The 26,790-nt window shown below is 72.9% G+C and carries 22 protein-coding genes; 16 read left to right on the top strand and 6 right to left on the bottom strand.

Annotated features, from left to right (window positions below):
- The 6 genes from Ani05nite_RS03985 to Ani05nite_RS04010 all read left to right on the top strand — a co-directional run.
- Nucleotides 1–420: CAP domain-containing protein (locus Ani05nite_RS03985; RefSeq protein WP_203765067.1), on the top strand; the 420-nt coding region annotated here is incomplete at its 5' end.
- Between the two features lie 168 nt (nt 421–588).
- On the top strand, nt 589–1,779 hold the full coding sequence (locus Ani05nite_RS03990; RefSeq protein ID WP_203765069.1) for an acyltransferase family protein: 1,191 nt from the start codon (nt 589–591) through the stop codon (nt 1,777–1,779).
- 50 nt (nt 1,780–1,829) lie between these two features.
- Nucleotides 1,830–3,092 (top strand): hypothetical protein, encoded by a 1,263-nt coding sequence (locus tag Ani05nite_RS03995; RefSeq protein ID WP_203765078.1) that lies wholly within the window; start codon nt 1,830–1,832, stop codon nt 3,090–3,092.
- Nucleotides 3,093–3,210: 118 nt separating this feature from the next.
- Nucleotides 3,211–4,974 carry a phosphatidylglycerol lysyltransferase domain-containing protein gene (locus Ani05nite_RS04000; protein WP_203765081.1) on the top strand — a complete coding sequence of 588 codons (1,764 nt, stop codon included), beginning with the start codon at nt 3,211–3,213 and terminating at the stop codon, nt 4,972–4,974.
- Nucleotides 4,971–5,714, top strand: a complete 744-nt coding sequence (locus tag Ani05nite_RS04005) for a hypothetical protein (protein ID WP_203765083.1) — start codon at nt 4,971–4,973, stop codon at nt 5,712–5,714. The genes Ani05nite_RS04000 and Ani05nite_RS04005 overlap by 4 nt, the downstream gene beginning before the upstream one ends.
- Entirely contained in the window at nt 5,711–6,775 is a 1,065-nt protein-coding gene (locus Ani05nite_RS04010; RefSeq protein WP_203765084.1) for an alpha/beta hydrolase, read from the top strand. Before Ani05nite_RS04005 ends, Ani05nite_RS04010 begins: the two co-directional genes overlap by 4 nt.
- On the opposite strand, the gene Ani05nite_RS04015 is transcribed toward Ani05nite_RS04010, so the two are convergent.
- The gene (locus tag Ani05nite_RS04015) at nt 6,762–8,147 is read right to left on the bottom strand and encodes a DUF2079 domain-containing protein (protein ID WP_203765085.1); all 1,386 of its coding nucleotides are present in this window, start codon (nt 8,145–8,147) and stop codon (nt 6,762–6,764) included. The two genes, Ani05nite_RS04010 and Ani05nite_RS04015, sit on opposite strands and share 14 nt — an antisense overlap.
- 93 nt (nt 8,148–8,240) lie before the next feature.
- Here Ani05nite_RS04015 and Ani05nite_RS04020 point away from each other — a divergent pair, with 93 nt between their 5' ends.
- The 3 genes from Ani05nite_RS04020 to Ani05nite_RS04030 all read left to right on the top strand — a co-directional run bounded on the left by Ani05nite_RS04020 (nt 8,241) and on the right by Ani05nite_RS04030 (nt 12,967).
- Entirely contained in the window at nt 8,241–8,924 is a 684-nt protein-coding gene (locus tag Ani05nite_RS04020) for a response regulator transcription factor (RefSeq protein WP_203765086.1), read from the top strand.
- The gene (locus tag Ani05nite_RS04025) at nt 8,917–10,437 is read left to right on the top strand and encodes a sensor histidine kinase (RefSeq protein ID WP_203765087.1); all 1,521 of its coding nucleotides are present in this window, start codon (nt 8,917–8,919) and stop codon (nt 10,435–10,437) included. The genes Ani05nite_RS04020 and Ani05nite_RS04025 overlap by 8 nt, the downstream gene beginning before the upstream one ends.
- Before the next feature lie 292 nt (nt 10,438–10,729).
- Entirely contained in the window at nt 10,730–12,967 is a 2,238-nt protein-coding gene (locus Ani05nite_RS04030; protein WP_203765088.1) for an endo-1,4-beta-xylanase, read from the top strand.
- A gap of 132 nt (nt 12,968–13,099) precedes the next feature.
- On the opposite strand, the gene Ani05nite_RS04035 is transcribed toward Ani05nite_RS04030, so the two are convergent.
- Entirely contained in the window at nt 13,100–13,999 is a 900-nt protein-coding gene (locus Ani05nite_RS04035) for a phytanoyl-CoA dioxygenase family protein (protein WP_203765093.1), read from the bottom strand.
- Nucleotides 14,000–14,104: 105 nt separating this feature from the next.
- On the opposite strand from Ani05nite_RS04035, the gene Ani05nite_RS04040 reads away from it, so the two are divergent.
- Nucleotides 14,105–14,971 carry a helix-turn-helix domain-containing protein gene (locus tag Ani05nite_RS04040; protein ID WP_203765094.1) on the top strand — a complete coding sequence of 289 codons (867 nt, stop codon included), beginning with the start codon at nt 14,105–14,107 and terminating at the stop codon, nt 14,969–14,971.
- Here Ani05nite_RS04040 and Ani05nite_RS04045 read toward each other — a convergent pair.
- From Ani05nite_RS04045 to Ani05nite_RS04060, 4 genes are all read right to left on the bottom strand, one after another.
- A complete protein-coding gene (locus Ani05nite_RS04045; RefSeq protein ID WP_203765096.1) occupies nt 14,964–16,451 on the bottom strand; it encodes a GGDEF domain-containing protein in 1,488 nt (495 codons plus the stop codon). The genes Ani05nite_RS04040 and Ani05nite_RS04045 overlap by 8 nt on opposite strands.
- A 131-nt stretch (nt 16,452–16,582) precedes the next feature.
- On the bottom strand, nt 16,583–17,629 hold the full coding sequence (locus Ani05nite_RS04050) for a (Fe-S)-binding protein (protein ID WP_203765098.1): 1,047 nt from the start codon (nt 17,627–17,629) through the stop codon (nt 16,583–16,585).
- Nucleotides 17,626–19,026, bottom strand: a complete 1,401-nt coding sequence (locus Ani05nite_RS04055; RefSeq protein ID WP_203765108.1) for an FAD-binding oxidoreductase — start codon at nt 19,024–19,026, stop codon at nt 17,626–17,628. The genes Ani05nite_RS04050 and Ani05nite_RS04055 overlap by 4 nt, the downstream gene beginning before the upstream one ends.
- On the bottom strand, nt 19,023–20,525 hold the full coding sequence (locus Ani05nite_RS04060; protein ID WP_203765110.1) for an aldehyde dehydrogenase (NADP(+)): 1,503 nt from the start codon (nt 20,523–20,525) through the stop codon (nt 19,023–19,025). The genes Ani05nite_RS04055 and Ani05nite_RS04060 overlap by 4 nt, the downstream gene beginning before the upstream one ends.
- A gap of 108 nt (nt 20,526–20,633) precedes the next feature.
- On the opposite strand from Ani05nite_RS04060, the gene Ani05nite_RS04065 reads away from it, so the two are divergent.
- From Ani05nite_RS04065 to Ani05nite_RS04090, 6 genes are all read left to right on the top strand, one after another.
- Nucleotides 20,634–21,368 (top strand): GntR family transcriptional regulator, encoded by a 735-nt coding sequence (locus Ani05nite_RS04065; protein ID WP_203765112.1) that lies wholly within the window; start codon nt 20,634–20,636, stop codon nt 21,366–21,368.
- A complete protein-coding gene (locus tag Ani05nite_RS04070) occupies nt 21,365–22,555 on the top strand; it encodes a hypothetical protein (RefSeq protein ID WP_203765114.1) in 1,191 nt (396 codons plus the stop codon). Before Ani05nite_RS04065 ends, Ani05nite_RS04070 begins: the two co-directional genes overlap by 4 nt.
- Nucleotides 22,549–23,490, top strand: a complete 942-nt coding sequence (locus tag Ani05nite_RS04075) for an ABC transporter permease (RefSeq protein ID WP_203765117.1) — start codon at nt 22,549–22,551, stop codon at nt 23,488–23,490. The genes Ani05nite_RS04070 and Ani05nite_RS04075 overlap by 7 nt, the downstream gene beginning before the upstream one ends.
- 105 nt (nt 23,491–23,595) lie before the next feature.
- Nucleotides 23,596–24,495, top strand: coding sequence for an ABC transporter permease (locus Ani05nite_RS04080; protein WP_203765120.1), 900 nt, complete (start codon nt 23,596–23,598; stop codon nt 24,493–24,495).
- Between the two features lie 32 nt (nt 24,496–24,527).
- A complete protein-coding gene (locus Ani05nite_RS04085; protein ID WP_203765123.1) occupies nt 24,528–26,096 on the top strand; it encodes an ABC transporter substrate-binding protein in 1,569 nt (522 codons plus the stop codon).
- Nucleotides 26,097–26,124: 28 nt separating this feature from the next.
- On the top strand, nt 26,125–26,790 hold a 666-nt coding region (locus Ani05nite_RS04090; protein ID WP_203765126.1), incomplete at its 3' end, for an ABC transporter ATP-binding protein.

Below are 26,790 nucleotides of genomic sequence, written 5' to 3' on the forward strand. Positions count from 1 at the left end.
ACGGCGAAGCCGGCACCCCAGCCCACCGGGACGGTGAGCAAGTTCGAGGGCGAGGTGACGAGCCTGGTCAACAAGGAACGGGCCAAGGCCGGATGCGCGGCCCTCAAGACCGACGCTCGGCTGGCCAGGGCCGCCCGGGCACACTCGCAGAACATGGCCACCGGCAACTTCTTCTCCCACACCGATCCACAGGGAAGAAGCTCGGCCCAGCGGGTCCTCGACGCCGGCTACAACTGGCAGCGGACGGGCGAGAACATCGCGGCCGGCCAGCGCACCCCGGCAGAGGTGATGACGGCCTGGATGAACAGCTCCGGCCACCGGGCCAACATCCTCAACTGCGCCTTCAAGGATCTCGGTGTGGGTGTCGCCACGCGCGGCGGCACCACCTTCTGGACCCAGGACTTCGGCACCCTGCGCTGAGCCCGTCCCGCCGAGAGGCAGCGGCGATCGTTCACCTTCCACCGCCGGCCGACGCATGACGCGTCGGCCGGCGTCGTCGTCGCGGTGGCCTTTCGCGCGAGGCCGCGCATGACGGCCATGGCACGGAACGACAACAAGTTCTTCATATGGTTTTGCCATCGTCAGCTCATGAGCCGGAGAATTGCTCGACAAGGTGGTGGCGCACCGCTCATTGCCGCGCAACGCGGTGGTGTGACCGAGCCGTCCCGTCTGGGCTTTCTCGACGGGCTGAGACTGCTGGCCGCGCTGGCGGTGCTTTCCAAGCACTGGGTGGGCGTGGGCGCCGCCGCCATCACCGAAGACGGGCAATGGGTTTATCCGTGGGGCCCGGAATCGCCGGAGAAGCTATTCGGCCCCTGGCACGGCCCAGCCGTATACGGCTGGCTGGGCGTCAACATCTTTTTCCTGATCAGTGGGTTCGTCATCGCGATGAGTGGCTGGGGCCGCACGCTGGGCGGCTTTTTCACCGCCCGGGTCGCCCGGCTCTTTCCCGCCTACTGGTTCGCCGTGCTCCTGACGGTCGCCGTCGTCTCCTTCCGGCCCGGCCTGACGAATGGCCAGGTACGCGGCGGTGTGGAGAACGCCGTGCTGAACCTCACCATGGTGCAGGCGGCCTACGGCGGACCCTCGGTCGATCCGTCCTACTGGACGCTCTGGTGGGAGCTGAGGTTCTACCTCATCTTCGCGGTCGTGGTGATGGTCGGCCTGACCTATCGCAGAGTCGTCGCCTTCTGTGCCCTGTGGACCGTCGGCGCCGTGGTTGCCGAAGCAACGGACAACAAGCTCCTCGACCTCGTGGCGATGCCGCAGTACGCCCCCTACTTCATCGCGGGGGTCGCCTTCCACCTCATCCATCGCTTCGGTGGCAACCTGCTCCTGACCGGCATCGTCGGCTTCAACTACCTGCTGGCTCTGCATTTCGTGGACCGGGACATCGCGTCGCAGATCCGTGAGTCCGACATCACCGCCCGCACCGATGAGCTCGTCGCCCTCGCGGTGACGTGCTTCTTCCTCGTCATGGCCATGGTCGCGCTGCATGTTCTCGACCGGATCGACTGGCGCTGGCTGACGGTCGCCGGTGCGCTGAGCTACCCGCTGTACCTGATGCACCAGGTCATCGGCTTCGTCGTCATCCGCGAACTGCGGCCGTATCTGTCGCCGCCCGCCGTGGTGGCGGTCGCCCTGATCGCGATGGTGGTCCTCGCCCATCTCGTGCGGCACTTCGTCGAGCGGCCGATGGGCCGGTGGCTTCGTCGCGGACTGACGCAGTCCTTCGCCGCACTGCGGCATGAATCGCCGGCGGAGCTCTCGCGGAACTGAGCGCCGGCCGGTCATCCATAGCTGTCCATCCACGCCACCCCGGAGTCATCATGATTGGGATCCGAGGCCGCTTCTGGCGGTCTGTCACCTTGTCGTTCGCGATCGGCCCGCTGGCGGTGCTGACCGCCTGCACGGACTCCTCGGTCGCGGTCCGCGCACCCTCGCCGGCCGCTTCGGCGACCGTGCTCCCACACAGTGATCAACTACAGGCCGCGGTCGACGCGGTCAACGACGTGGCCGCCGCCAAGGGTTACGCCCTGCACTCCCTGACCGTGGCGGAGGTGCTGGAGTGGTTCGACGACGCGAAGAACTTCGAGTTGCTACGCAGCGAACGCGGGCCGGCAGAGTCGCAACTGCGGCAAGGTCTGCTGCCGCAAGCCGGCGGCGCCGGGCAGCTGGCCGTGCCGGCAGCGTCGTCGCCCGCGTCCGCCTCGCCGACGGCCGGCGCCGAAGGACAACCAGTGATCATCGGGTCGGGGTCCTACGGGTTCGAGCTGATCGGACCGCAGGACAGCGCCAGCGGCTCGGCGGAGATCGTGATCACCCCGTTCAACCTGCCGATCGTCGACGACGACGGCTATGTACGGTACGAGCGCTACCTCAAGAGCCTGCTCACCCCCGACCTCGACCTCGGCCGGGAGGCGTTCCGCGGCACGCCCGCGCCGGCCACGGACGCGACGCTCGACCCCGCGGTCCGAGTACGGGTCACCCCCACCGTCCTCAAGGGCAAGGCCAAGGCCGAACCGGCCCAGCGGGCTGCGCTCAAGGTCGAGATCCGGCTCACCGCCGACACGCTGGACGGGGCCGCCCGGTACTTCGGCACCGGCTTCGGGGCTCAGGCGATGCGGACCCGCCTGGCCGAGAGGCTGGGTGGCTCCGGAGAAGCCTGGGTGAACCTGGCCGAGGTCCTGCCGAACTGGGTCGGTGATCGCGTCAACACGTTCCCCTCGGGCGCGGACACAGATGTCTGCTACGGCGCGGCGCGCGAGTTCTACGCCCCGCAGCAGGACGAGCGCCACAACGCCAGCACAGAGGCGTCGAGCCTGCTGCTCGGCGGCCACTACTGTCTGCTGGGCAACGACGTGGCGCCGACGTTCGGCGACTACCTGAGCGTGCCGAATCAACACGCCGGGCGTTACGTGCTGCGCGATCCGGCCTCCGGCCGCGACGTCAGCTTCAGCGTGCAGTCCGGCGGGAACGCTCCGTACCGGTTCGCCTGGCTGGACGAGGACTTCTCGGCATCGCCGTTCGCCGGAGAACCCGATCCCACCGTGCTCACGACGCGCGTCGACGTCTGGCGCAGATGTCGTTGACGGGGTGTGTCCGCGTGCCTGATTCCGGTGAGCCGATCGGCCGAAGGTCGCAGCGGCCGCCGGCCGGATCCGACCCGGGTCGGATGCCGGGGTGGCGTCGATGCGACACGCTGGCCGCATGATTCTGGAGCAGACCGGCCCGCCCGCGGACACCGCGCGACCACGGCAGTCCCACGGGCGTCCGGAAGCCTCCGCGCCCAGGAAGCAGGGGCCGTCGTGGTCGCCGCGACCGCCGTCGTCGCGGGCGGCGGTGGCCCGGCTCGTGCAGGTCGCCGGCGCTGTGGACGCCGCCCTGTCGGTGCTGCCGACCTGGCACCAGCGTTTCCCGCTGCTGGCGGAACTGGTGCCCACCGCCGGTATCCTCACCGCCCGCGCGGCCACCGGGGTGGTCGGCGTCCTGCTGATCTATCTCGGCGCCGGCCTGCGCCGCGGCAAGCACCGCGCCTGGCAGCTCGCCGTCGGGCTGTCCGCCCTCAGCGCGGTCCTGCACCTGGTCAAGGGGCTGGCCGGAGCGGCCGCCTTCGGCCTGGCGCTGTGCGCCCTGCTGGTGTGGAAAAGGGACCATTTCACCGCGCTCGGGGACCTGCGCAACCGGTGGCGGGCACTGCGCGCGGGGGCGATGTTCCTCGGCGCCGGCTTCCTGCTCGGCTTCGCCGAGATCGCGGTACGGGCCAACCGGCTCGTGGACCACCCGGGCGTGGTCAAGTGGGCCGAACACGCGGCGCTGGGCCTGGTCGGCGTCTCCGGCCCCGTGCAGTTCCAGCACCCGATGGGCGCCGCCGCGGTCAGCGTCACCACCGGCGCTTTCGGGCTGCTGGCCTTCACCGCCGCGGCCGTTCTGCTGTTGCGTCCCGGCACCCGGCGCCGGCAGCCGACGCCCGAGGACGAGGCCCGGCTGCGCGCCACGCTCCACCGTCACGGCGGCGGCGACTCGCTGGGCTATTTCGCGCTGCGCGCCGACAAGCTGCTGATCTGGGGACCCTCCGGCCGGGCGGCGGTGGCGTACAGGGTGGTCAACGGCGTCAGCCTGGCCTCCGGCGACCCGCTCGGCCCGCCCTCGGCCTGGCCCGAGGCGATCGCCGCGTGGCTCGACGACTGCGCCCGGCACGGCTGGACGCCGGCCGTGCTGGCCTGCGGCACCCCCGGGGGTACGGCCTACCGGCGGGCCGGGCTCGACGTCATCGAGCTGGGTGACGAGGCGATCGTGGAGGTGCCCGGCTTCTCCCTGGAGGGCCGGTGCATGCGCGGCGTCCGCCAGGCCGTCGGCCGGATGCGCCGCGCCGGCTACACCTGCGAGGTGATCCGCCGCGGCGACCTGTCCGCCGACGTCCTCGCCGAGGCGGTCCACTGCGCCAACGCGCTGCGTGTCGGCAAGGTGGAACGCGGCTTCTCCATGGCGTTGTCCCGGCTCGGCCAGGCCGCCGACGCCGACTGCCTGTACGTGTTGTGCCGGGACGCCGAGGGCCGGCTGCGGGGCCTGCTCCACTTCGTGCCCTGGGGCGACGACGGCCTGTCGCTGGATCTGATGCGCGGCGACCGCGACGCCGGCAACGGGCTCACCGAGCTGATGATCGTCTCCGCCATCGAGGCGGCGGCGGGGCTCGGCGTACGCCGGATCTCGCTGAACTTCGCCGTGCTGCGCTCGGTCTTCGCCCGCGCGGAGCAGCTGGGCGCCGGGCCGGTCATCCGGCTGTGGGCGCGGCTGCTGGGCCTGGTCTCGCGCTTCTGGCAGATCGAGTCGCTGTACCGCGCCAACGCCAAGTACCAGCCGCTGTGGCAGCCGCGGTTCCTGTGCTTTCCGTCGGCGCGGGACCTGCCGCGGATCGCGCTCGCCGCGCTGGGCGCCGAGTCGTTCCTGCCGCAGCGGGCGACCTCCCGGTGAGTTTGACCGGCGTACCCCTGCTGCTCGTCGCGGTCGTGAGCACCGCGCTGGCCGCGGTCGTGGTGGTCCGGCTGTGGTCGCGCGGCGGACGGTGGCGGCTCGCGGCGCGCGCGGCCGGGCTGGTGGCGCTCGAGGTGACCGGCGTGCTGACCATCGCGCTCGGGGCCAACCGGGCCGAGGACTTCTATCCGTCCTGGCAGGCGCTCGGCGGGGACACCGGCGCCACCGCGGTGGCAGCCACCCGTCCGGCGGGCCACCTCGACGAGGTGCTGACCGGGGCGCGCTCGGGCGTGACCTGGGAGCCGCCGGCCGCGCGAGCCTGGCACCTCGCGGCGGCGCCGACCCTGATGGTGCCGACCGGTTACGACGAGCAGGCCGATCGCGCGTTCCCGGTCGTGCTCGCCCTCGTCGCCGGCGGACAGCCGGCCGCGACGCGATCCCTGGCCGGGCTGACGCCGGACGCGGTCACCGTGGTCGTCTCGCCCACCCGGGCCACGACGGCCGCGGCGATGACCACGCTCGCCGGTCAGCTCGACCGGGACGCCCGCGTCACCGGCCGCGGCTGGGCCGTCGTGGCGGACCCTCCGGCCGCGAGGGTCGCGGAACAGCTGTGCCGGCTGGCGCCCGACCGCTTCGCCACGCTCGTGGTCGTCAGCGGAACGTCGCGCGACGCGGCGGTGAGGGCAGCCGTCAGCCGGCTCCCGGCGCCGCTGACCGCACCGCTGCGGTTCCCGTCGTGAGCATCGACGGGCGCCTGCCCGTCGTGGCCGGCGTCATCGCGGTTCTGGCGGCCACCACCGTGCTGGCCGCCGGCTGGGACCGCCGTCGCGCCGCGGGCCGCGGTGTCGCGGTCGCGCTGGTCGTGCTCGCCCTGACCGCTACCGCGGCGTTGCAGCTCAACCGGCTGACCGAGACGTACCCGACCTGGGCGTCCCTGGCCGGGCGGTCGCCGGAGGATGCCGACCTGCCGCTGCGCGAACCCACCGTGGAGGCTGCGGCGTCCACCGGGCCACACCGGCCCGGCCACAGCCGGTTGCTCACCGTCATGGTCAGCGGGACCGCCAGCGGCCTGAACCTGTCGATGTACGTCTACCTGCCCGCGGCCTACTCGACCCCGCAGGGACAGAACCAGCGGTTCCCGGTGATCGAGGCGCTGCACGGCTACCCCGGATCACCCAGCAGCTGGGTCCGCCGGCTCGACGTCGTGCACCATCTCGACACCGAGATGGCCGCCGGGCGCATGGCACCTACCGTGGTCCTCCTGCCGTACCAGACGCCGGACCGGCTGCTCGACACCGAGTGCACCGATCTGGCCGGCGGTCCCCGCACCGAGACCTTCCTGACGCAGGACGTGCCCCGCTTCGCCCGGACCCGGCTGCGGGTCCGCACCGACCGGGCCGGCTGGGGCCTGATCGGCTATTCGGCCGGGGGCTTCTGCGCCATGAATCTCGCCCTGCGGCACCCCGGCGCCTACGCCGCCGGGGCCAGTCTGTCCGGTTACCCCGACCCGGGCATCACCGTGGGCGACGGCAGCGAGAAGACCACCAACAACATCGCCTGGCGGCTGCGGCACCGGCCGCCCCCCGCGACCTCCCTGTACGTGGCCTGGGCGGCCGACGACACCGACGCGGCGGACGGCTCCCGCCGGATCGCCCAGCTGGCCCGGTCACCCCTGTTCGTCACGACGGCCGTGCTGCCGGCCGGCGGTCACAGCCACGCGGCCTGGCGGCAGATGGAGTCGCCCGCCTTCGACTGGCTCTCGGCCCACCTGGCCCGGGCTGAGTCCGTCACCGGTCGGTGACCGCGCGGTGCAGCAGCAGGAATCCCTCGTCGCTGGTCACGATCCGATAGCCGGCGGCCAGGGCGGCGTTCACCCGCTCGCGCCGGCCGTCCCGCTCGAGCGGGAAGTCCCGGCCCGCCGTGTCGACCACGATGAACTGCGGGGCCGGGCCGGGGTAGTCGAAGCCGAACAGCGTCACCGTCGTCCGGCCGGTCAACTGGGGCACGAGCCGGTTCGTGGCCGCCACCGTCGAGCCGTCGGGAATGCGATCGAGCACCCGGTGCGCGGCGGTGGTCCGGGGGTCGCCGCGCCAGGTCTGCACCGAAGGCAGCTGCGCCAGCGGAAAGTGGGGCAGCAGCAGCGCAGTAGCGGCGAGGCTGGTCGCGAGCAGCGGCCGTACGGCTCTGCCGGCAGCGCGCCGGCGCGCCAGTGCATCGATGAACGCCACCATCAGCACCGGCATGAGCACGGCGCTGTAGTGATAGCCGGTGCCCCAGTACGCGGGATTGCCGGAGGTGAAGCGCCAGAGCAGCGTCGGCGCCGCGACCCACACCAGCGGTGACCGCAGCGCGAGGCCGGCGGTGGGCGCCAGCAGCGCGAGGACGGTCAGCACCTTGACCGCGGTCACCGGATGGTGCAGCCCGGCGCCTGCCGTCGTCGTGTAGGCGTAGCCGTCGTTCGGGTTGAGCACCGGTATGACCACGCCCACCGCCAGCGCGGTAGCGAGCACCCCGCCGGCGGCGAGCCCCCAGCCCAGCCGGCAAGCGCCCGCGGCGGCGATCAGCAGACCGACGACCGCCACGGTCAGGCCGAGGTCTTCCTTGACCAGCACCAGCGGCAGCGCCCACAGCGCGCCGGCCCGCAGGCGCCGCTCCGCGATCGCGGTCAGACTGCACGCCAGCAGCGGCACCGCGAAACACACCTCGTGAAAGTCGAAGCCGACGGTCTGCGCGATACCCCAGGACAGGCCGTACCCGGCCCCGGCGGTCACGGCGGCGAGGACACCGAGCCTGCGGTGCGCCAGCAGCACGATCGGTACGACGGCGACAGCGAGCAGGAGCGCCTGCGCGACCAGCAGCGTCACCGGGGAGGGGAAAACCCGGTAGACCGGGGCCAGGGCCGCGAGCACGGGGGAGAAGTGGTCGCCGAGCTGGGGGAAGTCCGGCCCCTTCAGCGGCACCAGTCCGGGCCGGCCCTCGGCGTAGGAGCGCACGGCTTGTTCGAAGATGCCCAGGTCGAAACCGGTGGTGCGGAACCGCTGATGGTTGCGGACCGACAGGGCCAGGTACACCGCGGCCAGCGTCGCGGCGATCGTCCAGGCGAGCGCCGACGAGCGCCGGCGCGAGGACCCGGGGTGCGGCACCGCGGCGTCGGCGCGGGTGAGGGTGATCATGCCGGGACCCTGCGCCGGGACCGCTGACCGCGACCTGACCCGACCTGACGAAGCGGTCAGGAACCGATCATGGGCTGTGCGATGCTCGTCCCCATGCGCGTGCTGGTGGTTGAGGACGAGCCCGAGCTCGCCGTCATCCTGCGGCGCGGGCTGATGGCCGAGGGCTACACCGTCGATGTCGCCGGCGACGGCAGGACCGCGCTCGACCGGGCCCGCTTCGAGGACTACGCGGCCATCCTGCTCGATCTGATGCTGCCGGGGCTCAACGGTTACCAGGTGTGCGCCGCGCTGCGCCGCGAGCGGATCCGTACCCCGGTCCTCGTGCTGACCGCCAAGGACGGCGACTACGACCAGATCGAGGCGCTCGACACCGGCGCCGACGACTATCTCAGCAAGCCGTTCTCCTATCCGGTGCTGGTCGCTCGGCTGCGGGCGCTGGTGCGGCGGGGGCCGGCCGCGGTGCCTGTCCGCCTGGCTGTCGGTGACCTGGTGCTGGAACGCGCCGCCCGGACCTGCCACCGGGGCACGGTGCCGATCGCCCTCACCCCCCGCGAGTTCGCGATCCTGGACCTGCTCGCCGGCCGGCCGGGAGAGCCGGTGACCAAGACCGAGATCCTGCGCCAGGCGTGGCCGGACGAGGTCGAGGATCCCAACCTGGTCGAGGTCCGGGTCGGCCGGCTCCGTCGCAAGATCGATGTGCCGTTCGGGCGGGACAGCCTGCGGACCGTCCGGGGGGTCGGCTACCGGTTGATCGACGATCGCGCCCGGCGTGACTGACCCCGCGGGCGCCGGGCGCCGGTGGGCACGGGTCCGGTCCGGCCTGAGGTCCGTGCGCGCGCGGTCCGCTCTGGCCGCCGCCGCGGCGGCCGCCGTGGTGCTCGTCGGCGGCGGATCGTGGACCCGTCACCTCGTGCGTGACCAGCAGCTCGACGCGGCGTACCGGAGCGCCACGCGCCAGGCCAACGCCATGGGCCTGGCGGCCATGAGCGCCGGGCCGAACGGCGCGGAGGAACTGCGGCCGGCGTTCTACCCCGACGTGACCTTCGAGGTCGTCGACGAGGCGGGGACGGTGCTGTCGGCCAGCCCCGACCTGAGCCCGTACGAGACCGGCGGACGGGCCGTCATGCCCGCGGCCGAGCCGCTGTCCCCCGCGGACACGGTCATGGACCTGCCGCGACGTGGCCCGGACGTCCGGCTGCCGGATCCGGCCGGCCGTCATCGCCTCGACGGCCGGACCGTGACCGGGGTACGGATCCAGGTGGTTCTCGCCGATCTCGACGGCGACGCCGGGCCCGGCCGCGTGCGCAGTCCGACGATCGCCGTCTACGTGTTCGTCACGCCGCTGTCGGCCGAGCGGGCGGTGGCCACCGTCGACCGGGTGCTCCTGCCGGCCGTACCCCTGGCCGTCGCGATGGTCGCGCTGACCGCCTGGCTGGCCACCCGGCGGGCGCTGCGCCCGGTGGAAGCCATCAGGATCCGCACGGCGGAGGTGACCGCCACCAGGCTGGCCGACCGCGTCACCGTCCCGGACACCGGTGACGAGATCGCGGCCCTGGCGGTCACCATCAACGCGATGCTCGCGCGGCTGGAGCGCGCCGACGCCGCCCAGCGCCGGATGGTCGCCGACGCCGCCCATGAGCTCCGCAGCCCGCTGGCGATCCTGCGAGCCGGACTGGAGGTGGCCCAGGCCTACCCCGACCGCACCGACTGGCCCGCGGCGGCGGCCACGGCGGTCGCGCAGGCGCAACGGCTCACCGCCCTGGCCGACGACCTGCTTCTGCTGGCGCGACTGGATGCGGGCACCGCGCGGCCGGAACCGGCGACCGACGTCGATGTCGTCGCCGTGCTCGCCCGGGTGGCGGACGAGATCGTCACCCCGGCCGGCGTCGTCGTGAGCTGCCCGGACAGCGCGCCGGTACGGGTGCGGCTCACCCGCCTCCGGCTCGAGCGGATCCTGCGAAACCTGCTCGACAACGCTGTCCGGCACGCCGCGCACCGGGTCGAGGTGCGACTCGAGGCCGCGGCTGCCGGCCCGGCGCGGGTGCGGCTGCGCATCGAGGTACGCGACGACGGTCCCGGCATCCCGTACGCCGATCGCGACCGGATCTTCGACCGGTTCACCCGGCTGGACGCCGCCCGCGACCGGCACGCCGGCGGTACGGGCCTGGGCCTGTCGCTGGCGCGGGAACTGGCCGCCCGGCTCGACGGCACGATCGAGGTGGTGGACGAGCCCCCACCGGGGGCCGCTTTTGTGCTCACGGCGACCGTGCCGCGGGCGACCACGGACTGAGCCGACCGCAATTATTTCGCAGCCGATATGAATGCCGCGGCCACCGATGCCGATATTCGCTGACCGGCACCTCTCCGGCCTGCGGATATGACGAGAAGTACCCGGTCAATCACCTCACCGGCCTTGCCCGCCCGTCCCTGGTATACCAGTATACGAGGACTGAAAGAGGGAATTGGCCGACCGTTTCTTCGGTACTCCGCCACCCATTTCGGCGCTCATCGAGATCCGTTCGTCGGCGCCGTCATTCGCCATTCTTCGCCCGATCAGTTCCGTTTCTCCCGGAGGTATTGCGATGCCTGATGACCGCAATGATGGATCCCGCGCAGCGAGGAGCCGCCCGAAGCCCCGGCGGTTGCTGCTGGCCGGGGCGCTGACGCTCGCCGGTCTGGCCACGCCCCCCGCCCTGCTGGTGCTGGCCGAGTCCGGTTCGGCTCAGGTCGCTCCCGCTCCGGCCGCCGGGCTGGACCTCGCCGACATCATCGACGGGTTCGGCGGCGCGGCCGGATCCGCCCCCGCGGGCTGGGCGGTCGCCGGCGGCGCCGCCACGGTGCAGGACGTGCCGGACACCATCGACCGCGGCCTGCGGCTGACGGACACGTCGCCCGACCAGTCGCTGACGGTCAGCCGGTCCCTCGGCGCGACGTCGGCCCCGGTGGTGGCCGCCGCCCGCCTGCGCGCCGGGCAGACCACGTCGGTGATCGGCCTGCACCTGGACAGCCCGGCGGGTCACGCGGCGACCGTTGGTCTGGGCCCGGACAAGCGGCTGTACGCCTACAACGGCCCCGAGCAGGTCACCATCGGCGAGTACCAGGCGAACGAGTGGTTGGATCTGCGGATCACCACGCAGCCGGGCACGAACACCTACAGCGTCTTCCTGCGCGGCAAGCGCCTGGCCCAGGATCTCGCCTTCCGGGTCGCGGCCGAGACCCTCACCAACCTGCAGGTCGGCGTCAGCAAGGAGACCACGGGCACGGCCTGGATCGACGACGTGCGGGTCTTCGCGGCCCCGGCCGGCACGGACTGGGCCCAGATCGGCACCGTCACGCCGCGTACCGCCAAGCAGATCGGCTCGTCCCGCCTGATCTCCGGCGTCGAGACGACGGGACGCAACTACGCCAGGTTCTCGGAGTACCGGCGGCAGCTCGCCGCGCTCGGCACCACCACCTGGCGGGTCATGCCGGAATGGAACGACGTCGAGCAGAACACCGAGGGCAAGTACAACTGGGCCAAGACCGACGAGATCATCAACGCCGCCGTGGCCGCGGGGGCCCGGCCGTGGGTGCAGTTCTCCTACGGCAGCTGGCACTACACCACCAAGAAGGGGCTCACCGCGGGCGGCGCCAACCTCGGCGCCGGGCTGCCGGCCGGCGAGGGCCTGGACAAGGCCGAGAACTGGTGCGACGCGCTGGTCGAGAGGTACAAGGACCGGGTCAAGCAGTACGAGGTCTGGAACGAGCCGAACAACGACGGCGCGCCGAGCACGATCGCCAAGGATTACGCGACCTACTTCAAGCGGATCGCGCAGTGCGTCCGCAAGCAGCAGCCGGACGCCGTCATCTACGCCACCGAGTTCGGCATCAGCGTCGACTTCGCCGACAGGTTCATGACCGAGCTCAAGAACCTCAAGGACCCGGGCGAGGCGGACAACGACACCGCGAAGCAGGCGGCGCGGATCGCCCTGGTCAACGGCGTCGCGTATCACCCGTACGACAACTACCCCGACAATCCCAAGCTCTACAACACGATGGCCGAGCTGCGGAAGACGCTGGCCCGGTACTCGCCCACGATCGTGATCCGGCAGGGTGAGAACAACGCGCCGAGCACGGCCGGGTCGTTCGGCGCCTTCTCGGCGGACACCTTCACCGAACGCAGCCAGCTCGCCTACAACCTGCGGCGCAACGTCGGTGACATCGGGGTCGGGATCGACAGCTCCAACCTGGGCACCTGCGACCTCTGGTACAAGTTCAACGCCACCGACACCCCGAAGATCAACTCAAAGGGCGTGGTCGCCTGCGGCCCGGATCTGAAGGCCACCTACACGAAGCTGTCCTACTACGGTCTGCAGAACGTCGCCGCGTTGTTCGACAGCACGCTCAGGCCGCTCACCCGGCTTGAGCCGGTGAGCGACTGGCGCAAGGAGTCGCCGATCAAGGGCTTCGCCTACAGCACGACGGGTAACGGCGACCGCAAGGTCACCGTCCGGGCGTTCCAGAAGACCGGCTCCGCGGAGCAGGCCGTGGCGCTGTGGTTCGGTGGTGACCCGGCCCAGCAACCCGAGAAGGACAGCCAGGGCAACCAGCTCGCGAAGCCGGACCGGGCGCCCAGCGAGGACCGCGGCACCCGACAGGTCGACGTCACGTTCCCGGCCGCGAAGATGAGCAACCCGGTCCTCGTCGACCTGGTGAGCGGCAACATCTACCAGGTCCCCGCCGGCGCCGTGCAGCGCGCGGGCAGCTCCCTCACGATCAAGGGTGTGCCGATCGGCAACACCCCCGTGGTGGTCGCCGACCGCAGCGTGGTCGGACTCTGACCGAGCCGACCGCCGGATGTGACGCCGCTGCGCTCCCGGGCGCAGCGGCGTCGCCGGTGGTCCGCGACCGCGGCACGAGGCCCGGACCGCCGGCGGGCGACAGCCCGCATCGGCCGGGCGACGTGGGCGAGGTCAGAGCGCCGAGGGCACGTCACCGGCGCTGCAGTACGAGCCCGGGGTGTGGGTCTGGTGGGCGATGCGCAGCTCGACGGCCGGATCACCGGACGATGCGGGACGAAGGCTCTCCGGGGCCCGCCAGCGGAAGGCGGGTTGGCCCGGGTTGCGGCTGGCGTACTCGGACAGGGCCAGCGGGACGAGCCGCAGGCGGCGTTGCACCCACTCGGCGTCCCACGGTCCCTCCTCGAGGATCTGCTCGGCCGGGCGGAACTCGAAGTACAGCGTCCGCCGCAGCCGGTTGCCCGTCACGGGTGCGGAGCCGTGGACCAGCATGACGTCGTGCACCAGCACGTCACCGGGCTCCAGCTCGACCGCCACGGCGCCGGGCAGGTCCCAGCCGTGCGCCGCGGTGAGCGCGCAGATGTCCACGGGCTGACGCTGGCTGCCGGGCACCACCCGCAAGGCGCCCTCGTCCCGCAGCGAACGGTCCAGGTAGACGTCGATGTTGAAGATCCGGTGACGGCGGGGATGGACGGCGTCCTGATGCCACGGTATCGCCGCGCCGTCGCCCTCTTCCTTGAAGACCAGCGACTCGTACGTGGGAACGAAGGCGGTCCCGGCCAGGCTCTCGGCGATGCCCAGCAGGGCGGGTGAGCCGAGGAGCTCGATCGATGCGCTGGGCGTCTTGTCGTGCAGGTAGTCGACGCGGAACAGGGCGGGCCCGGCCGGCCGGTCCGCGAACTTGTAGTCGGGGTGTCCCGGGTTGCTCCGCGCCGCGGCCCGGCCCGTGTCGATCCACTGGTCAGCCGCCTGCTGCAGCCGAGCGAGCAGCGGGCCGGGCACCCGTCCCCGCAGCACCAGGAACCCGTTCTCGTCGAACGAGCGCACCTCGTCCTCGGTCAGTTCCCATGTCATGATCTCCACCTCGGCCTGCTCGAACGGATCGGGGAAACCCGAGCGTATGGTCGGGATGCTTGGCGAATCATCACCTCTGCTCACCTCCTTCTCCCGGATGGGCACATGACGCTCGCACCGCAGGAACAAGAGTTCGGCCTGGCCTGCTGGGAAGGTGCGCCGGCGCCGATGGGCCGGGCCCACCGTCATCAGGACATCGAGATCAACGTCGTGGTCGAGGGCACCATGACGTACCTGTTCGGCGGGCGGCACGTCGAGCTGGGGCCGGGCACGACCACGCTGTTCTGGGCGGCCATCCCGCATCAGCTCGTGACGGCGGCGGCCGGCGCGCACGTCAGATGGCTCACGCTGCCGATGGCGACGGTGTCCGCCTGGGGTCTCGACCGGGCGGTGCTGGGCCGCTCGCTGCGTGGCTGGCCGGTCGTGGTCAGCCGGGGGGCCGCGACCCATCCGTTCGCGCAGTGGTCGGCCGAGGTGGCGGGCGACGACCGCGAACTGAGAACCGCGGCCATGCTGGAGATCGAGGCGTACGTCCGCCGCCTCCTGCACGGGAGCGAGCTCGATCCGTCGCCGGTGGTGCGCCCGAGTGATGACGGCTCGATCGGCCAGGCCACGACGATGGCGCGCTTCGTCGTCAACCACTTCGCCGAACGCATCGGACCGGCGGACGTTGCCGCCGCCGTCCATCTGCATCCGCGCTACGCGATGCGGGTGTTCCGGAAAGTCACCGGCCTCACCATCGGCCGCTACCTCGAGCAGTGCCGGGTGGCCGAGGCCCAGCGCCGCCTGCTCACCAGCGATGACACCGTGACGGAGGTGGCGCACCTGTCCGGCTTCGGCTCGGCCAGCCGGCTCTACGCCAGTTTCGCCGCCGTGTGCGGGCAGTCACCGGGGGCCTTCCGACGCGCACACACCCAACCTGGTCCGACGGCCGCCACGGATGCGCCCGGCGCCGCCACGGCGGTCAGCTGATCATGGCTGCCGTTCCGGCCCGCACGGCGTCCGGCGCGCACGCCACCCGGTCACGGCCGGCCTCCTTGGCCGTGTAAAGCGCCCGGTCCGCCCGTTCCAGCAGGGTGTGCCCGGACTCGGCGCCGTCCCAGACGGCGATGCCGGCCGAGAAGGTCTGGTGCTCCGGCGTGACCGCCCGGAGTTCGTCGAGCAGCGCCACCGCCTGCGCCGCGGTGGTGTCCGGCAGCAGGACGACGAACTCCTCGCCGCCGTAACGGGCCAGCAGGTCCGACCGGCGCAGCCGCGTGGTCCACGTGGCCGCCGCCGTCTTGAGCAGGCGGTCGCCGGCCGGGTGGCCGAAGGAGTCGTTGTACCGCTTGAAATGGTCGAGGTCGAGCATGGCCACGCAGAAGGATGAGCCGTCGCGAGCGCCACGCGTCACGGCTGCCGACAACGCGGCGTCCCAGGCCCGACGGTTCGGCAGTCCGGTCAGCGCGTCGTGCCGGGCCAGCTCGCGGAGCACGTCGGCCTGCTCCTCCAGCAGACCGGCCTGGATCTGCACCTGCTTGAGCAGCAGGGCCATCCGGGCGATGACCAGCAGGAACATGGAGATGCAGCCGATGGAGATGGCGGCCGCGGCGTCCACCCGGCCGTCATTGCGGCCGGCCTGCCAGGCCAGCACCAGCGGCCCGATCAGCGTGGCCGCGGTGAGCAGGAGGAGCTTGGTCGGCCCGAGGCGCTCCGCGACCGTGGTGGCGTCGTCATCGGTGATCCGGCGCATCGACGGGTGCAGTGCGGCGATCCCGCAGCTCAGGAACGAGACGAGGTAGACCGCGTCCAGCAGGTGGCTGAACACCGTGCTCCCGTCATAGGCCATCCGGTCGGTGAAGGCCCAGACGTAGTCGCCACCCAGGGTCAAGGCGATGCTCGAGGCCAGCCACCAGAACGCGGGGACACGCGCGCCCCTTCCGGCCAGGAGGCGGGCCAGCAACGCCAGCAGCAGCAGATCGAGCGCCGGATACCCGACGGAGATCAGCTTGCCGGTGAGGGTGAGCTCGTTGTCCAGGACCACCGGTTTCATCAGGAAGACCCAGGACACGAGCGCGAACGCGGCGCCGATGATGGACGCCTCGAGCAGCGCGGCCCCGTCGCCACCCCGCGGTCGCCGCTGGATGATCATCAGGAGCGCGGCGGCCTGGAGCGCGTACCCGACCAGGTACATGTAGTCGGCCGGCGCGGGGAAAGGCTCCATCTCCAGCCAGCGTCGCATCACCGCGGCGACCATGTCCCCGCCGACGTAGCAGAACTGTCCGGCCAGCAGCAGCCACCAGGGCAGCGGGCGGGCGGGCCGATGCAGGAGCAGGCCCACCACCATTGCCGCGACACCGGCGAAGCCGATGACGTCGTAGCAGACCGTCTGCACCCAGGTGTCCGGAGTCCACTGGTACGCCAGCACCGCCGCGAGGCTCGCCGCCGTGAACCATGTCCGCCGATGCGCCATGTCGCTCCCCTGACCGATGCCCTCCTATCGGCCTGGGATCCGCGTCCGTGAGTGGTCCCGGTCGTCGATTCGGCGTCCCTTTCCTGCAAACGCGTCCGCCTCGACCTGCACCGGTGGCGACCGCCGGCTCGTTACCGCTGCCCGGCCATCAGCTCGGCGAGATGCACGACCTCGACCTCGAGTCCGGCCCGCCGTACGGCGGTGCGCAGCTGGCGCTGACAGCCGGGATTGACGGTCACCACCAGGTCGACCCCGGCGTCGGCGATCTCGCGCACCTTCGGGGCGATGATCCGGGCGGATTCCCGGGGCCGCAGCAGGGAATAGGTGCCGGCGGCGCCGCAGCAGTCCCGGGCCGAGGGCAGCTCGACGATCTCGGCCACGGCGCCGACCGCCGTGCGGATGGTGGCTGACACCCCGAGACCGTTGCGCAGGTGGCAGGAGTCCTGGATGGCGACCCGGGGCCGGGCCTGACCGGTCCGGGCCGGCGGCAGCAGGCCGCGCCGGACGATCCATTCGCTCAGCTCGGCCACCCGGTCGCGGCCCAGGACGCCGGCCAGGTGGGCGGCGCATCCGCCGCTGGTCGTGACGATGGTGCCCGGCAGGCGGTCGCCGAGCGCCCGGGCCATCGCCTCGCCCTCGCCGAGGCGTCCGTTGTGGGCGTGCAGGGCGCCGCAGCAGCCGGGCCCCCGGCCGGGTTGCAGGTCGGGGTCGACGGCCCGCGCCGCCCGGCTCACGCCGGGGAAGAGCACCCGCTCCACGCAGCCCAGCAGGAGATGAGGTCCCGGGTGCCGTCGCGGGCCGGGCCGGGCGTGCCGCCGCAGCCGGCCGAGGACCCGCAGCACCAGGTCGTGCCGGGTCAGCGCCAGCAGCGGACGGACCAGCCACGGGGTGTCGCGACCCCGCCAGGCGGTGTCGCGCCACTGCTCCAGCAGCAGGCCGTAGGAGACGCCGGCCGGGCAGACCGGCTCGCAGGCCCGGCAGCCCAGACACATGGACGCCTGCTCCTGCACGGCGGGATCGAACAGTGACACCGTACCGTCCTCGATGCCCCGCATGAGGGTGATCCGTCCGCGGGGCGAGGACGCCTCGTCGCCGGTCAGCGCGTACGTGGGGCAGGCCGGCAGGCAGAAGCCGCAGGACATGCACCGGCCCAGCACCTCGGGGTCGAAGACGTTCATGAGCCCAGCTTTCCGGGGTTGAGGATGCCGGCCGGATCGAAGGCGGCCTTGAGCCGGCGCATCAGGGCGAGCTGGGCCGGGTCCAGCCGGCGCGGCAGCCAGGCGAGCTTGGCGGCGCCGACGCCGTGCTCGCCGGTGATCGTGCCGCCCAGGTCCAGCGCGAGCTGGAAGATCTGCTCGAACGTGCGGTGCACGGCGGCGACCTGCGCCGGGTCCTGCCCGTCGGCGACCGCGGTCGGGTGCAGGTTGCCGTCGCCGGCGTGGCCGAACACCCCGACCCGGACCCCGGTGCCGCGGGCGATGTCGCCGATGCGCGCGACCGCCTCGGCCAGCCGGGGCCGGGGCACGCTGACGTCTTCCAGCACCGTGAGGCTGCCGAGCCGGGACAGGGCCGGCAGCGTGCAGCGGCGGGCGGCCAGCAGGTCTTCCGCGGTGGCCACGTCGGGTGCGGTGGTGACGGCCCGGGCGCCGGCGTCGCGGCAGGCGGTGACCATGGTGGCCAGGGCGGCGTCGACCTGCGCGGGTGCGCCGTCGTCACCGAACAGCAGTAGCGCCCCGGCGCCGCGGTCCAGCCCGAGCCCGGCGTGCGACTCCACTGCCTCGATACAGGTGGCGTCGAGGAACTCCAGCGTCGCCGGGACCAGTCCGGCCCCGACGACGGCCGCGACGGCCCGGCCCGCATCGGCGAGCGAGTCGAAGTAGGCCACGCCGTAACCGGCGGTCGGCGGCGCCGGCACCAGCGCGACGGTGATCTCGGTGAGCACGGCGAGGGTGCCCTCGCTGCCGACCAGCAGGCGGGTGAGGTCGTAGCCGGCCACGTCCTTGACCAGCCGCCCACCGGTACGGATGATCTCGCCGGTGCCCAGCACCGCCTCGGTGCCCAGCACGTAGTTGCGGGTCACGCCGTATTTGAGACCACGCAGCCCGCCCGCGCAGGTCGCGACGTTGCCGCCGATCGTGGAGACCGCCCGGGAGCCGGGATCGGGCGGGTACAGCAGGCCGGCCGCCGCCGCGGCCGTGGCCAGCGCCGTGGTGGTCACGCCCGGCTGGACGACGGCGAGCTGCTCGGCCTCGCTGACCTCCAGCAGGCGGTCCATCCGGGTGGCCGACAGGACGATGCCGCCGTGCGTGGCGACGGTCGCGGCGCACAGGTTGGTGCCGGCGCCGCGGGCCACCACCGGTACGCCGTGCGCCGCCGCGATCCGCACCACGGCCGCCACCTCGGCGGTCGTGCCCGGCTGCACCACGACGTCCGGTTCGGCGTCGAACAGGGGAGTGGCGTCCCGGGCGTACGCGCGGCGGGTGGCCGCGTCCGTGCGCACCCACCGCGCACCGACGGCGTCGCGGAGCCGGTCGATCACCTGCTCGTCGACCGCCCCGGCGGTTCGCCCGGTCACCGGGCCCCGGCCGTGGTCGCCGCCTCGGGCGCGACCGGCACGCCGTCGACGCGTCGGGCCAGACGCCACGGGTTGGCGTCGCGCAGGGCCTCCGGCAGCAGCTCGTCGGGCAGATCCTGGAAGGACACCGGCCGCTGGAACCGGCGCATTGCGGTCACCCCGACGCTGGTGTGGGTCGACGGGGTCGCCGCCGGCCAGGGTCCGCCGTGCTGGGTGGCCCAGGCGACCGCGACCCCGGTGGGCCAACCGCCCCAGACGATCCGGCCGGCCTTGCCGCCGAGCAGGGTGAGCAGGCGGCGAGCGGTGGCCGCCTCGGTGTCCGCGTCGGCGTGCAGGGTTGCGGTCAGGCTGCCGGGCAACGCAGCCAGCACACGTTCGAGCTCCGCCTCGGAGCCGTACTCGACGATCAGGGCGGCCGGCCCGAACGCCTCGTCGGCCAGGGCGGGGTTGGCGGCCAGCTCGGCGGCGGTGGTGGCGAACAGGGCCGGCGCGGTCAGCGTCGTGCCGTCACCGGGATGCGGCGCCAGGTCGCCGGCCAGCAGCCGTACGCCCGGGGCCGCGGCCAGCCGGTCACGTGCCTCGGCAAAACCCGCACAGATCCACGGGCCGAGCATCGGGGCCGCCGGCACCGCGGCGACCGCCGTCGCGAGTCGTTCCTCCCAGCCGTGCCCCTGCGGCAGGAACAGCAGGCCGGGCTTGGTGCAGAACTGGCCGTTGCCCAGGGTGAACGAGCCGACGAAGCCTGAGATCAGAGTGTCGGGCCGGGCGGCGGCCGCGGCCGGCGTCACGACCACCGGGTTGACCGAGCCGAGCTCGCCGTAGAACGGGATGGGGTCGGGCCGCGCCGCGGCGAGGTCGAACAGCGCCCGGCCGCCGGCCACGGAGCCGGTGAATCCCACCGCGGTGATGCCGGGGTGGGTGACCAGCCGGGTCCCCGCCTGCCGGCCGTGGACGACGGCGAGCCCGCCCGGGGGCAGGACCCGGGCGGCGAGACCGGCGACCAGGTCGGACAGTTTCGGGTGCCCGGAGTGGGCCTTGACCACCACGGGGCAGCCGGCGGCCAGCGCGCTGGCGGTGTCCCCGCCGAGCACGGAGAACGCCAGCGGGAAGTTCGACGCGGAGAACACTGCCACCGGGCCGAGCGGCACCAGCCAGCGCCGCAGGCCGGGACGCGGCGCGGGGACGGCGGCGGGGTCGGGCGCGTCGATGATGACGTCGAGGACCCCGCCGTCGCGCAGGGCGGCGGCGAAGAGCTCCAGCTGCCCGGCGGTGCGGTGCAACTCGCCGGTCAGCCGGGTCCGGCCCAGCGAGGTCTCCGCGTCGGCCAGCGTCACGATCTCCTGCTCGTGGGCGCGCAGGGTGGCGGCGAGCCGGTCGAGCAGGACGGCCCGGTCGGCCGGGGGCAGTGCGGCCAGGGCCGGGGCGGCCCGGACGGCGGCGCGGCACCGGTGGTCGACGTCGCCGGCAGTGCTGGGCGGGGGCACGGGGAAATCAGACATGACTGCCTTCCACTGAGAGGAAGTGCGAGGGAGGAAAAACCAGGGGAGTCCGGGAAACTTTCCGGCAACATCTTGCGCACTGGCATTCTGGTATACCACGATACCGTCATGTCAAGATCTCGAGTGACCCGGACCACGTCCGCGGCGCCGCTGAACGGGGCACCCGCCGCGGGCGCCCTGGTGATCCCGGTGGAGCAGCCCGCCTCGCGCTCCGACCGGGTGTACGACTCCCTGCGCCGGGCGATCCTCGACGGCACCCTGCCTCCGGGCCGCCCTCTGGTGGAGCGGGAACTCGCCGAGTCCCTGGGGGTGTCCAAGACGCCGGTCCGCGAGGCGCTCAAGAAGCTGGCGCTCAGCGGCCTGGTGGAGATGAACTCCTACTCGGGTGTGAGCGTGCGGCGTATCGACGGCTCATTGATCGAGGAGCTCTACACCGCGCGGGCCGGGGTCGAGCCCACCGCCGTCCGGCTGGCCGTCGTCGCGTACGGTCCGGCCCGCCACGACGCCGCGCGCCAGGCCCTCGACGAGGCCCAACGGCTGGCCACCGCGGGCGAGACCGCCGCGCTGGGCCTGGCCAACCGGCGGTTCCACCGGGAGATCTACTCCGCGAGCGGCAACAGGTTCCTGTGCGAGTTCCTCAACCAGCTCCAGGACCTCACCACGTTCGTCGCCACCGCGGGCTGGCGGCTGAAGGCGACCTTCGAGCAGGAGGCCGAGGAGCACCGGGCCATCCTGGCCGCGATGGAGGCCGGCGACCCCGCCCTGGCCGAGCGGCTGGCCGGTGAGCACATCCGCCGGGCCGCGCGCACGCTGGTCTCGGTCCTCGGCGAGCAACCACGATGACCCGCTGTGACCTCTGGGCGCATCCGCACTCGCTGACCACCGACGCGGCGGGGCAGAGCCGCCGCATCGCCGAGGCCGGGTACACGGCGGTCCGGCTGGCCCACGTCTACCACTCCAGCCGGTGGCTGCTGACCACCAGCCGTCCCGGCGAGGTCGCCCAGTTGTCCTCCGGCGCCTGGTACGCCCCCGATCCGCTGCGGGCGGGGCAACCGCAGCTACGGGCACCCCGGGCGACCCCGCACGACGCCGTCGCGGCGGCCAACGGCGCGCTGCGATCGGCCGGGCTGGCGGTGGTGGGCTGGATCGTCGGCCTGCACTCGTCACCGCTGGCCACGGCCCACCCGGAACTGGCCCTGCGCAACGTCTTCGGGCACCCGTACCGCCATGCGCTGTGCCCGGCGCAGCCGGATGTCCGCCGCTACGCAGCGGCGCTGGTGGCCGACGTGGCGGCCCGAGGCGTCGACGAGCTCGACCTCGAGGCGTACGGCTACCTCGGCTGGCCGCACGCGGGTGCGCACGACAAGACCGGTGTCACCCTGCGCCCCGCGGACCGGTGGCTGCTGTCGCTGTGCACCTGCCCCGCCTGCGAACGGGCGTACGGCGAGGCGGGCGCCGACCCGGCCGAGGTGCGGGTGCGGGCGGCGAACGCGGTACGCCGCCAGCTGGCCGGGCCGAGCCCGGCGGCTCCGGCGACGCTCGACGACGCCGTCACGGCGCTGGGCCGGCCGCTGCACGACGCGGTGCTGCGAGCCCGGGAGGCGGTGACCACGTCCCTGCTCACCGAGGCGGCGACCGCGGCCGGCGGCAAACCCGTCTGGCTGCGCGCCACCGCCGACCCGTACGCCTGCGCGGGCAAGACCGGCGCGGACCCGGCCGCGCTGACCCGCACGGGCGTCGGCCTGACCCTCACCGACCTCTCCGGCGATTTCGCCGCCCTGCGCCGGGAGTTGCGCGCCGCCGCAGCCGCCGGGGTGTCACCCGACCGCATCACCGTCGGGTGGAGCCTGCTGGCCCAGCACACCCTCACCCGGGCGGATCTCGACCCGCTGACCGAGACGGCGTCGGGCTACGCCGCCGCGGCCTTCTACGCCTACGACCTCGCGCCGGCCGCCCGCCTCGGCTGGCCGGCCGCGGCGCTGAGACCGACGGTCGCCAGCGGGGCGCCCGAGGCGGTCGCGCCGTGCTGACCTATGTCATACGCCGCTGCCTGCACCTGATCCCGGTCCTGCTCGTGGTCTCGCTCGCCCTGTTCGTCCTGTTGCGCCTGCTGCCGGGTGACCCGAGCACCGCGATCCTCGGGCCCGAGGCGACGGAGGCCCAGCGGGCCACGCTGCGCGGCGATCTCGGCCTGGACCAGCCGCTGTGGCAGCAGTACGTGGACTGGATCGCCGGCCTCGTCCGCGGCGACCTGGGCCAGTCGTGGCTGACCCGCGAGCCGGTCGGCGCGGCGATCGCCGACCGCCTGCCGGTCACCGTCGAGCTCGGTGTCACGTCGTTGCTGCTGGCGACCGTCATCGGGATCCCGGCGGGGATCCTGGCCGCCGTCCGGGCCCGCCGCAGGACGGACTCGGCCGTCACCGGCATCGCGATGCTGCTGCTCTCCGTCCCACACTTCTACCTGGCGACCCTGCTGGTGCTGCTGTTCGCCGTCACCCTGCGCTGGTTGCCCGCCTCGGGTTTCGTGGCGTTCACCGAGGACCCGGCGGGGAACCTCCGCTTCCTGATCCTGCCCGCGGTCACCGTCGGCTCGACCATCGTCGCGGTGGCCATGCGCCAGACCCGGGCCTCGCTGCTGGCCACGCTCGGCGAGGACTACATCCGCACCGCCGAGGCCGGCGGGCTGGCCCGCCGCCGCATCGTGCTGGTGCACGCCATGCGCAACGCCCTGGCGCCGGTGACGACGGTGATCGCGCTGCAGGTCGGCGCGCTGATGAGCGCCACCGTGATCACCGAGACCATCTTCACGCTGCCCGGGATGGGCACGCTCATCGTCAACGCGATCTTCAGCCGGGACATGCCGATCGTGCAGGGCGCCGTCCTGGTGGTGGTCGCCTTCGTCCTGGCCGTCAACCTGCTCACCGACCTGATCTACGCCTGGCTCGACCCCCGGATCACCTACTGACAGCGGTGCGCAGCCGCGCCATCGATCCGCTTCGCGGCCCCAGCCCCCGCCCCGGACGTCACTCACACGTGACGGACGCCGTTCCGCCTGACCTGGAGAAGCGCCATGACGCTTGATCTCACCCCCGCGGAGACCCCCGTGCCGGCCGCGGCCGGCACGCCGGGACGCCCCGTGCTCCGAGCCCTGCTGCGGGACCGCCGCGCGCTGTTCTCCGGTCTCGTCCTCGTCGCCACGATCGTGGTCGCCGCCGTCAGCCCGCTGCTGCACGCCGCCGCCACGGCGGTGGCGCCGGACCGGCGGCTGCGCGGCCCCGGCGCCGACCACCTGCTCGGCACCGACGAGCTCGGCCGCGACGTGCTGGCCCGCATGGTGCAGGGCGCCTGGGTCACCGTGCAGACCGCCGCGGTCGCGGTCGGGCTGGCCCTGGTTATCGGGACTCTGATCGGGCTGCTGGCCGGCTACGCGGGCGGCTGGGCCGACTCGCTGCTCATGCGCGTCATCGACGGGTTGCTGGCGTTCCCCCTGCTGGTCCTCGCGCTGGCCGTGGTGGCGGCGTTGGGGCCGGGGCTCCGCAACGCCCTGATCGCCATCGCCGTCATCGTGACGCCCCGGATCGCCCGGGTGGTCCGGGGCGAGGTGCTGTCGCTGCGTACCCGGGAATGGGTCGCCGCCGCCCGCATCGTGGGCGTGCCGCGGCGCACCATCCTGCTGCGGCACCTGCTCCCGCACCTCGCCGGGTCGCTGCTCGTCTTCACGGCCCTGCAGGCCTCCACCGCGATCATGGCGGAAGCGGCGCTGAGCTTTCTCGGGCTCGGCGTCCAGCCGCCGCAGCCCAGCTGGGGCGCGATGGTCTCCGCCGGCACCGAACACCTGGACACGACCTGGGCGCTGAGCGTCTTCCCGGGTCTGGCCATCCTGCTCGTCATCGTCGCCTTCAACCTGCTCGCCGACGCGCTACGGGACGCCCTCGACGCACACCGTCCCCAGCTCCGCGCGACGGCCTGACATTCCCCCTCCCCTCACCCCGAAGGATCACCATGTCCGTCCCACCCGGCATGTCCCGCCGAGCCATACTCGGCCTCACCGCCTCGGCGCTGGCCGCCACCGCCCTCACCGCGTGCGGTGGCGATTCGGGCGGATCCTCCGCCGGCAGCGGCCAGGGCACCCTGACGATCGGCTTCGACAACGAGCCGGTCAGCCTCGACCCCGCCCTGTCCTCGGCGATCTCCTCGGACCGCAACCTGCTCAACCTCTTCTACGAAGGACTCGTCCGTCAGGAGAAGGACGGGACGATCGTGCCGGCCCTCGCCGAGAGCTGGAAGGTGGACGGCTCGGCCCTGACCTTCACCCTGCGCACCGGCGTCACGTTCCACGACGGCAGCCCGTTCGACGCCGACGCCGCCGCCTGGAACCTGAAGCGGGTCATCGATCCGGCCACCAGGAGCACCAAGGCCGGCACGCTGAGCACGATCGCCTCCGTGACCGTACTGGATCCCCGTACCGTCAGGATCCAGACGAAGTCCCCGGACCCGCTGCTGCTCACCCAGCTCAGCTACGAGCCGGGCATGATGGTCTCGCGCAAGGCGGCCTCGGCCGCCGGGAAGGACTTCGGCCGCGGACCGGTGGGAACCGGACCGTTCGTCCTCGAGCGGTGGATCGCCAAGTCGCAGCTCGTCGCGAAGCGCAACCCGGGCTACTGGCGCAAGGACGCCGCCGGCCAGGCCCTGCCCCGGCTCGACAAGGTGGTCGTCCGGTTCATCACCGAGCCCAAGACCCTGCGGGCGGAGTTGAGCACCGGCGGCGTGCAGCTCCTCCGGGCGCTGCCACCGGAGGAGTACACCCAGCTGAAGGACAACGCGCAGGTGCGGCTGGAGGACCTCGGCGTGCGCCGGTCCTACTATCTGGCGGTCAACTCCACCAGGGCGCCGTTCGACAAGCTCGCGCCGCGCCGGGCCCTGGCCGGTGCGATCGACCGCGACGGCGTCGGCCAGACCGCCGCCTCCGGCGAGTACGACCTCACCGCGACCTTCGCCACCAAGGCCGACTGGTTCGCCGACCCCACCCTGCCCGTGCCCGCCTTCGACGCGGCCAAGGCCGGCGCGGCGTTCGCCGCCGCCGGTGTCGGCGCCGGCACCCCGCTCAAGCTGGTGGTGCGCAACCGCCCGCCGGACCCCACCATCGCCCAGCTGATCCAGGCGAACCTCCGCGCCGCCGGCCTCGAGGTCACCATCGAGGCGCTGCAACTGGAGTCCTACCTGGACACCCTCAAGAAGGGCGACTTCGATCTCGGGCTGGGCGTCATCGACGTCCCCCGGTACGACCCGTCGCTGACCTTCGACCCGTATCTGAGCAGCACCGGGCCGAACAACTTCTCCAAGATCAAGGATCCCGAGCTCGACAAGGTGCTCGCCGCCGGACGGGCCGCCCCCGACCGCAAGGTCCGCACCGAGGCGTACACCGACGTGCAGCGACGGGTGCTCGACCAGAGCCACCTGGTGTTCCTCCACCAGGCCCGGTCGCCGGTGATCCACCGCAGCGACCTGTCCGGCCTGGCCTTCGACCTCGACGGACAGTGGCGGCTGCACGAAGCCCGCCTCGGCCGCTGACCCGGCTCCAGCGATCGGGAAGGACACCATGCACCTGCTCGAGGTCGAGGACCTGAGGGTGACGTTCGGGACCGGGGACCAGCGGGTCCCGGCGGTCGCCGGCGTGAGCCTGACCGTCGACGCCGGCGAGACCCTCGCGCTGGTCGGCGAGTCCGGATCCGGCAAGACGGTCACGTCGCTGAGCCTGCTCGGGCTGAACCCGCCCGCGCCGGCCGGCACGACCACCGGCCAGATCCGCTACCGGGGCCGGGAGCTGACGTCGTTGTCCCGCGGCGACTGGCGCCGCGTCCGGGGCGCCGAGATCGCCATGGTCTTCCAGGACCCCGGTGCCGCGCTCAACCCGCTGCTGACCATCGGCACGCAGGTCGGCGACGCGGTGCGGGCCCACGAGACCGTCTCGAAGGCGGGTGCCCGCAAGCGGGTGCTGGAGGCCCTGGACCTGGCCCGACTGCCACGGCCGGAGGAGATGCTGGGCCGCTACCCGCATCAGCTGTCCGGCGGCATGCGGCAGCGGGCGGCGATCGCGCTGGCGATCGCCGCCCGGCCCAAGCTGCTGATCGCCGACGAGCCGACCACCGCGCTGGACGTGGCCGTGCAGGCCGAGATCCTGGCGATGCTGGACTCCCTGCGCCGCGATCTCGGCATGGCGCTGCTGCTGATCACCCACGACCTCGGCGTCGTGGCGGGCCACGCC

It is taken from the genome of Actinoplanes nipponensis, from assembly GCF_016862275.1.
In the GTDB taxonomy this organism is placed as follows: domain Bacteria; phylum Actinomycetota; class Actinomycetes; order Mycobacteriales; family Micromonosporaceae; genus Actinoplanes; species Actinoplanes nipponensis.